Annotated in this window: 6 protein-coding genes; 1 reads left to right on the top strand and 5 read right to left on the bottom strand. The window is 52.0% G+C overall.

Annotated features, from left to right (window positions below; genetic code table 11):
- A partial coding sequence (locus tag QNK41_RS21470) for a uroporphyrinogen decarboxylase family protein (protein ID WP_319261427.1) occupies positions 1-883 on the top strand: 883 nt, incomplete at its 5' end.
- A gap of 257 nt (positions 884-1,140) precedes the next feature.
- Here the strand turns inward: QNK41_RS21470 and QNK41_RS21465 are convergent.
- The 5 genes from QNK41_RS21465 to QNK41_RS21445 all read right to left on the bottom strand — a co-directional run bounded on the left by QNK41_RS21465 (position 1,141) and on the right by QNK41_RS21445 (position 7,889).
- On the bottom strand, positions 1,141-2,253 hold the full coding sequence (locus QNK41_RS21465; RefSeq protein WP_319261425.1) for an alanine--glyoxylate aminotransferase family protein: 1,113 nt from the start codon (positions 2,251-2,253) through the stop codon (positions 1,141-1,143).
- Positions 2,254-2,453: 200 nt separating this feature from the next.
- The gene (locus QNK41_RS21460; RefSeq protein ID WP_319261433.1) at positions 2,454-3,131 is read right to left on the bottom strand and encodes an HAD family hydrolase; all 678 of its coding nucleotides are present in this window, start codon (positions 3,129-3,131) and stop codon (positions 2,454-2,456) included.
- A gap of 39 nt (positions 3,132-3,170) precedes the next feature.
- Positions 3,171-4,541: a two-component system sensor histidine kinase NtrB gene (locus QNK41_RS21455; RefSeq protein WP_319261422.1), complete on the bottom strand. Its 1,371-nt coding sequence runs from the start codon at positions 4,539-4,541 to the stop codon at positions 3,171-3,173.
- Entirely contained in the window at positions 4,505-7,444 is a 2,940-nt protein-coding gene (locus tag QNK41_RS21450) for a chemotaxis protein CheB (protein WP_319261419.1), read from the bottom strand. Before QNK41_RS21450 ends, QNK41_RS21455 begins: the two co-directional genes overlap by 37 nt.
- Before the next feature lie 301 nt (positions 7,445-7,745).
- A complete protein-coding gene (locus QNK41_RS21445) occupies positions 7,746-7,889 on the bottom strand; it encodes a type II toxin-antitoxin system HicA family toxin (RefSeq protein ID WP_319261430.1) in 144 nt (47 codons plus the stop codon).
- Positions 7,890-7,895 lie beyond the last annotated feature (6 nt).

The following is a 7,895-nucleotide window of genomic DNA, read 5'->3' as shown; positions in this document are numbered from 1 at the left end:
TACGGATCGCACCCGACCACTGATTGGGACACCCTCGGATCTGGATCGCCTTTCACCTCCGGACCCATACCGGTCCGGTCGAATGCCCTGGGTCCTGAAGATCAACAAGAATTACCAGGAAATGGCAGGCAAGCTCGAACGTGTCTATTTCACCGCTCCATTCAGCCTGGCCGTTAACATCCGGGGATATGAGAATCTCGTGACCGATATGTTCGAGAGGCCCAAATTTGCCCACCGGCTTTTTAAATTCCTTTGCGACGATGTCCTCTCTCCATATCTTGAAACCATGCGAGAAGAAATCGATATCCCCGACCTGCTCATGGACGGCCGCGATGCATGGGCCTCTCCACCGATGCTCAACCTGGATATGATGGATGAATATGTGGTCGCATATACGGAGAGGTTGAGAAGTAACCTGGGTGGCAATCTGATAACCAGAGGGAATTGGGGAGATGCCAAAAGCCGTGATCCGGAACGGTTCTTCTCACAAAAATGCCGATGCAGCCCCGGCTCCTTGAGTGTGCTGGATCCTGATCTGTATGAGGTCGGGCCTGAACGGGTGAAGCGGTTTGCCCGGAAACACGATCTATCGGTAGCCGCAGGGGTTGATGCGACACTGCTCAAGGATGGACCGGTTGAGGCCATTGTCCAGCGGATCAAGCTCTATATTGATAAAATGGCACGGGATGGGCGCTGCATGATCCATCTGAACCAGATTGCCGCCGAGACCTCACCGGAACATGTTCACGCTGCCGTGGCGGCATGTCACGCCTACAGCCGCTTACCTATCCCCGAGAATATAGACGATGTTCATTTCGAGATACCCAATAGAGAGCGCTTTTCAGAATTTGTGCGGAAAAAGATGGGAACGTCGAGCATATGACCGATTGCCACTTCTTTTGAAGAGGGCCTTTCGTGGTATCGGGAGTTTTTCCATCCCCGGAGCTGAAGTTGGAACCGGGTTAGGCGCTTTTTCTCCAAGGCTTATGAATTAAGAAATGGTTTTCCGCAATGGGCCGAACGCCAGAAATGGAAGCAAAACGGAAAAACCGATTGCCGAGGCCGCCTGGAGAAAAACGGTTTGGGCCAAAACGGATGTTCTCGTGGTTGGCAGCAGTCCGGGAGGTCTTGCGGCAGCGATCATGAGAGTGTGGATTTCAGGGCGGCCAGCAGGCGGGTGACATTTTCCTGCCTGGCTGTATGCCCCATAAGCCCGACTCGCCATATTTTCCCGGCCAATGGCCCCAGTCCGGCTCCGATTTCAATTTTGTATTGCTTGAGCAGGGTGCTGCGCACAGCGGCCTCGTCGACACCTTCCGGGACGTTAACAGAGTTGAGCATGGGCAGCCGACTGTCAGGCGCCACCAGCATTGATAGGCCCATATCCTCGAGGCCCTGCACCAATGCATTGTGGTAGGTCATATGCCGCTGATAGACGTTGTCAGGCCCCTCCTCCAGGATCAGCAACAACGCCTGGTAAAGCCCATAGTGCATATTGATGGGAGCCGTGTGGTGATAGGCCCGGGTGGCCCCTTTCCAGTATTTCATGATCATGGAAAGATCCAGATACCAGTTGGGCACCTTTGTCTTTCGGCTTTCCAAAGCTGCCACGGCTTTGTCGGAAAAGGAGAGCGGCGCCAGGCCGGGGGGGCAGGAGAGGCATTTTTGCGTGCCACTGTAGAGGGCATCGATGCCCCATGCATCCATGGCGATCTCCACGCCGCCGAGGCTGGTGACGGCATCCACCAGATAAATCGTTTCGGAACCCTTCAGTAATGCGCCAATTTCCGCCACGGGATTTTTCACACCCGTGGACGTCTCCGCATGGACAACGGCAACGATCTTGTATTGTTTTTCTGAGATCTTCTTTTTCACCTGGTCGACCACCACCGGCGTGCCCCAATCAAATTCTAAAGTATCGACATTGGCTCTCAGACGTTGGGCCACGTCCTGCATGCGCATGCCGAATACACCGTTAATGAGTACCAGCACGGGGTCATCTTCTTCGATCAGGTTGACGAAACAGGCTTCCATCCCGGAAGAACCGGTTCCGGACATGGGGATCGTCAGCGTGTTTTCGGTCTTGAGCAGGGTCCGCAGGTTGGCCTTGATGGCATCCATGATGCGGATGAAATAAGGATCGAGGTGCCCGATGCTCTTTTTTCCCAATGCCTCGTACACCTTATCATGCACACAGGAGGGGCCGGGCCCCATTAAAAGGATGTCTTCAATGCCGTCCAGTAAATTTTCCATAGCCAATGGTTCCCTTTCATTTTCGTTTTAACGGTAAAGGATTGAACTCGACCCGCAGCCCCGATGAGCGGGGTTTCTGCTTCGCTCCGACAAGCCGCGGGGAATGCGCTCGCTATTGCGGTTCAAGAGGGTTTGCATGGATCAGATATCATTGTGGGTTAACCGTCACCATCGAACAGGGTGTGTTTAACGGATGCGATTTATGGTGGATCCAGCAGCGCAATGATCTCCTCCGGATGGCTCACCAACGTTTGACAACCGTTTTCCGTCAGCTCTTTCGGGCCTCTGAATCCCCAGGCAACACCCACGGCATGCATGCCCGCAGCCGCAGCCGTCTTCATATCCACGGCACTGTCCCCCACAAAGATAAATGTTTCCGGCGCCAGGCCGATCTGCCGGGCGATGTCCAGCGCCGACGCCGGGTCAGGCTTGACCGGGAAATGGTCGTTCTGCCCCATGATCACTTTGAAAATCGACCTGTCAAAATAGGCGTTCACATAGCGCACGGTAAAATCATGAGGCTTGTTGGAGAGCACCGCCAGCGGCAGGTCCTTGGTTTTCAGTTGGTCCAACAGATCCGTGATGCCCTCGTATGGCCGGGTCTTGCGGTTCCAGTTCTCCCAGTAGAGTTCCCGTGCCCGGCGGACACATGCATCGACCATCTCTTCCGAACGGCCTTCGATGGGCAGCGCCCGGGTGACTATCATCTGGATGCCGTTGCCGATAAAGCGACGGTAGTCATCCGTGGTATGGCCGGGAAAGCCATATTCCGTCAGCATCAGGTTGACCGAATCCCCGATGTCCGCCAGCGTGTCCAGCAGTGTGCCGTCCAGATCAAAGATGACGGCCCGAAAGCCGTTGGTGTGATAATCGTTCATGTTCACCCCATTCTCCCTCAAACCGCCATGTCCACGGTGTCAATCGTTGCGCCCATTTTTCCCCAACCTCGCCAAGGGTGCGGCAGGCAGGTAAACACACACGCGGGTTCCCCGGTCTATTTGTGACTCAACGGATATCCAACCGCCATAGTTCTTCACGATTCCATAAACCGCTGCTAAACCGAGCCCGCGGCCAACTTCTTTTGTCGTGAAAAAAGGTTCGAATACCCGTTTTTTGGTTGCCTCATCCATTCCCCTCCCGCTATCCTCAACGGTTAAGATGACGTAGGGTCCAGGGAACAATCCCGGGAAAGCGTTTGCATTTTCCTTGGTGATCAGTTCATTTCTGCAGGCGATTTTAATGCGGCCTTTCCCTTCGATTGCCTCTGCTGCATTGGCCAGAACCGCCGACAATACCATCAGAAGCTGGGACGGGTCCCCCTTGGTTTTCAAGATGACTTCTGGTAGGCTGGTCTCTAAATCAATTGATGCGCCAAGGGTGTGTTCGAGCAGGGGCAATGTGTTGCGTATAAAGTCAACCAGTGAAATATCTTTGCCCTCATAATTGCCTCCTCGGGCGTAGGCAAGCAACTGGGTCGTCAGCTGCTCCATTCGATCCGCGGATTTCCGTATCGAGGTAATATACTGCGACGTTTTCTCATCCTTGGGCACATCCATTTCAAGCATGTCAAGGGTTCCCACGATCACAAACAGCCCGTTGTTGAACTGGTGGGCAATCCCACCTGCCAGTTTGGCTATTGCCCCCATCTTTTGCGCCTGCTGTTGCTGCCATTCAAGCTTCTTCTGTTCAGTGATATTGCTGACGATGATTCTGGATTGCTTCAGCTTTCTGTCGTTCTGGCTGACAAGCATGCATTCCAGGTTCGCGTAAAAATCGCTGCCGTCATTTCTCACCAGCCTTAATCTGAATGACTGCAGGTTTCCGGATTCAATAAGGTACTTGTAGCGAAGATAGTAAACATCCTGGTCCTTACGTTGGACAAAACGGCTGAAGGGTCTTCCAATGAATGCCGATCGCTCCATCCCCATCAGTGTGGCGAAAGTGAGATTGGCCTCTTCTATGATTCCTCCTTCATTGACCGTCAGGTATCCAACCGGCGCAAAGTCATATAAATTGGAATATCGATCCCGGGCCTCTTCAAGTTCCTCGTGGATGCGGCGCAGCTCGTCGTTCTGCATTTTCAACTCTATCTGGTGCACACGAAGCTCGTGGATCGTCTTCGCCATCTCCTCGGCCGACATCCCTTGCGTCTCCCCAACGCCTGCAGGCTCTATTTTCATCCGCCTTTCGGCACGCATTCTAAGTTTGGAGCGGTCTATTTTATCTTGGTCATGTGTCATTATCGTTCCAACTATTTCTTGCCAGGGTTCCTGCCCGATGGCAACCACGCCAGATCCCGCTCCGTGGTCGCAATCTCAATCGGCTGGCCGCTTTCGTCCTTCAACACGGCGACAGTCAGCCAGACATCCAAAATCCTGCCGTCCTTGGTCAGCCGCTGGGTTCTCAGTGATTTTACGGATTCGCCTTTTTTGAGTTTGTCCATGAAGGCTTTTTCAGTTTTCATTTTTTGCCTGGGAACCAGTTCGTCGATAGTCATTTTCTGTGCTTCACCTTCGGTCCAACCATACATCCGTTCGGCGCCATTGTTCCAGGCCAGGATGCGCCCCTTAAAATCCCTCACGGTAATGGCATCATTGGCGTCCTCCAAGACTGTGGCGAACCGCCGGATTTTGTCGGCGTGCTTGACCCGGTGGATATCCATCACCGTCACCACCACGCCGGCAATGACATTGTCGCCGGTTCGATACGGCAGAACCTTCAGGGCATGCCAACGCCCGTCTTCAGACAAGATTTCCGTTTCCAGGGTGTTCAGATCATTGAGGACTGTGGTTGCATAGTCAACCAGATCGACCCCCGGGAAGCTGGTGGTAAGATCGCTCAACGGCCTGCCGAGATCGGTGGGTATCAGTTTGATGATCCGGGCCGCCGCCGGGGTGTAGCGCTTGATATGAAGGTGGGTGTCCATAAAGATGGAGGCAACCTCAGTGGCCCCCATCAGGTTGTTCATGTCGTCACTGGCATTTGAGAGCTCGTTCACTTTGTTTTGAAGCTCCGAGTTGACCGTAGCCAACTCTTCGTTTGTCGATTGAAGTTCCTCCTTGGATGTCTCCAGCTCCTCATTTGTGCTCTGCATCTCCTCATTGACCGACTGCATCTCTTCGTTGTTGGATTTTAGCTCCTCGTTTGAGGCTTCGCATTCCTCGACGGTGGCCTGCAGATATTCGCGGGTCGATTGCAGCTCCTGTTCCAGTTGATGTAGCGATGGATCTAACTTTTTCCCAACGGATGCTTTCCCCGGAAGTTCATCCGGCAGACCGCTGTTTGCCTTTTCCTCAAAGATGACCAGGAAGAGATCCGGTGGCAGTCCTTCAGCGGTCACGGGACGGATCGATATGTCAACCATACAAACCGTGTTGCTGTAGTTGACCCGAACACCCTTGCAGTCGATGCGTTTTTTGTAACGGACTGCCTGGTGAAGCGCTGAGGTTAATTTATATCTTAGATCCTTCCTGGCCATTTTAATAATGTTGAAACTGGGTTTGCCCGTCGGCACCACGAGGAATTTTTCCGTCTGACCGACAAATTGCAGGATTTCATGCTTGTCATCGATCAAAACCCCCGTGGGCGACAATTCGCTGAGAATCGCTTTTTCGGTGACGGCCTGGATATCGGTTGTAACGGGCAGACTCATGGGGCCATCGGGGTCGAGATGAACCGGACCGCCAAGCGTGCTTCTATTCGGATAATCGATGATTCCTTCCCTGAGACTCTCCTTGCGTTTAAAGATCTTCCATTTGGCGTTAAGGGGTCGAAATAAATCGGTAAATTCGCCGATGGTCTCAGAGGTGCCTAAAAACAGAACCCCTTGCGGATTCAATGTATAGTGAAATAAGGGGATGATCTTTTTCTGAAGCGAATGGTCCAGATAAATCATCAGATTGCGGCAACTCACCAAATCAAGTCGTGAAAAGGGCGGATCCTTGATGATGCTCTGCAAAGAAAAAACGACCATATCCCGGATCTGCTTTTTGATCCTGAAAACACCCGCTTCTTTCGTGAAGAATTGATCTATACGCGCCTTTGAAACATCCGTGGCGATGCTGTCCGGGAAGCGTCCCATGCGGGCGTTCTCGATGGCCGTTTTATCGATGTCCGTAGCAAAAATCTGTACGTTGAGGTGTTCCCCCATTTTATTCATCGCCTCTGCAACAACAATGGCCAGCGAATAGGCTTCCTCCCCGGTCGAGCATCCCACGACCCAGCAGCGAAGCGGTTCGTCTGATTGTTTAACTTGAAGCAATTGGGGAAGCACCTTTTCTTCGATCACCTGGTACGCTTCGGGATCTCTGAAAAGACTGGTGACCCCGATCACCAGATCTTTGAACAGGGCATCGATTTCGAGGGGGTTTTTCTGCATGTAAATAATATAGTCAGCCAGTTTATCGATCTGGTGGACCGCTAAACGGCGTTCAATCCGGCGCCGGATGGTGGTTTTCTTGTACTGTGAAAAATCGTGTCCGGTGGCGCTGCGGATCAGGGAAAAAACTTTCTGGAGCTGATGTTTAACGTTGCTCTGGGAGACGTTGATCTTGCCGGGCGAATTTAAAAATGGATGTTTGACATAGCCGATCAACGCGTCGGGTATCCGTTCCACCGCAAGGATAAAATCGACCAGGCCGGTTCCGATGGCACTTCGGGGCATCCCGTCGTATTTGGCCGTATCCGGGTCCTGGGCCATGACCATGCCGCCTTCTCCCTTGATGGCCTTGATACCCAGCGTCCCGTCCGAGGCTGTTCCTGAAACAATGATGGCGATTGCCTTTTCTTTCTGGTCTTCCGACAACGATCGGAAAAAGAAATCGATCGGCATGTTGATCGCGCTGCCTTTGACCAGCGTCATCAGATGAAGGGTGCGATTGAAAATGGCCACGTTTTTATTGGGCGGGTTGAGATAGACGCAATTTTTTTCAAGGGTCATCCCGTCTTCGATCTCACAGACGGTCATCCGCGTATATTTGGCCAGAAGCGAGGCCATGATGCTTTTGAAATTCGGGCTGAGATGCTGGATGATCACAAAGGCACTGTTGGTTTCAGGGGGCATTTCGGAAAAAAAGAGTTGAAGGGTTTCCAAACCACCGGCCGAGGCGCCGATGCCGACAATCGGGAAGCCGGCGTGTCGTTTTGAAGAAGCCCTTTTTGCAGGTGAGGTTTTATCCACTTGGGTTGCCATCGCCAGTGCCTCTCGAATGGGTATGAACGAAAAAAATAGCTGAATTCGATACCTGATGGATTGCCGTCAAAGAAAACCAGTAGGTTTTTTTCCTTATTGTAACCCAAACTGAGCGATTGTTGAGCTTGCCGCAGATACAAGGAAGATGTCTTTCCGCTATAGTCGCCTATGCGGGAAGATATCTGACGCCGGAGATGCGGTAAGATCGGCGATCCTAACGGGTTTTCCATTTTTAAGTCGGCAAACAACATAATCCATACTTATTGTATTAATTTTTTTTAAAAACCAAAATGGGAAACGCTTAGCTTGGGTTATAATATGCTTGGCTAAGGTATTCTTTGATTTCTTTGTGGCGAGGAACCGGCTGTGATATTTTCGTATTTGGGTTATGATACCAATCGTGGTTTCCACCATGCCGCAACAAAATACATCCAGTTTCTTTCAATTTCTT

The organism is Desulfosarcina sp. (genome assembly GCF_033791525.1).
Classification (GTDB): domain Bacteria; phylum Desulfobacterota; class Desulfobacteria; order Desulfobacterales; family Desulfosarcinaceae; genus Desulfosarcina.
This window is presented reverse-complemented; position numbering and strand designations above follow the sequence as displayed.

Excerpts from the sequence above, each read along its gene's own strand:
- QNK41_RS21460 (WP_319261433.1), bottom strand. The coding sequence starts at position 3,131 with ATGAACGATTATCACACCAACGGCTTTCGGGCCGTCATCTTTGATCTG.
- QNK41_RS21450 (WP_319261419.1), bottom strand. The coding sequence starts at position 7,444 with ATGGCAACCCAAGTGGATAAAACCTCACCTGCAAAAAGGGCTTCTTCA.
- QNK41_RS21465 (WP_319261425.1), bottom strand. The coding sequence starts at position 2,253 with ATGGAAAATTTACTGGACGGCATTGAAGACATCCTTTTAATGGGGCCC.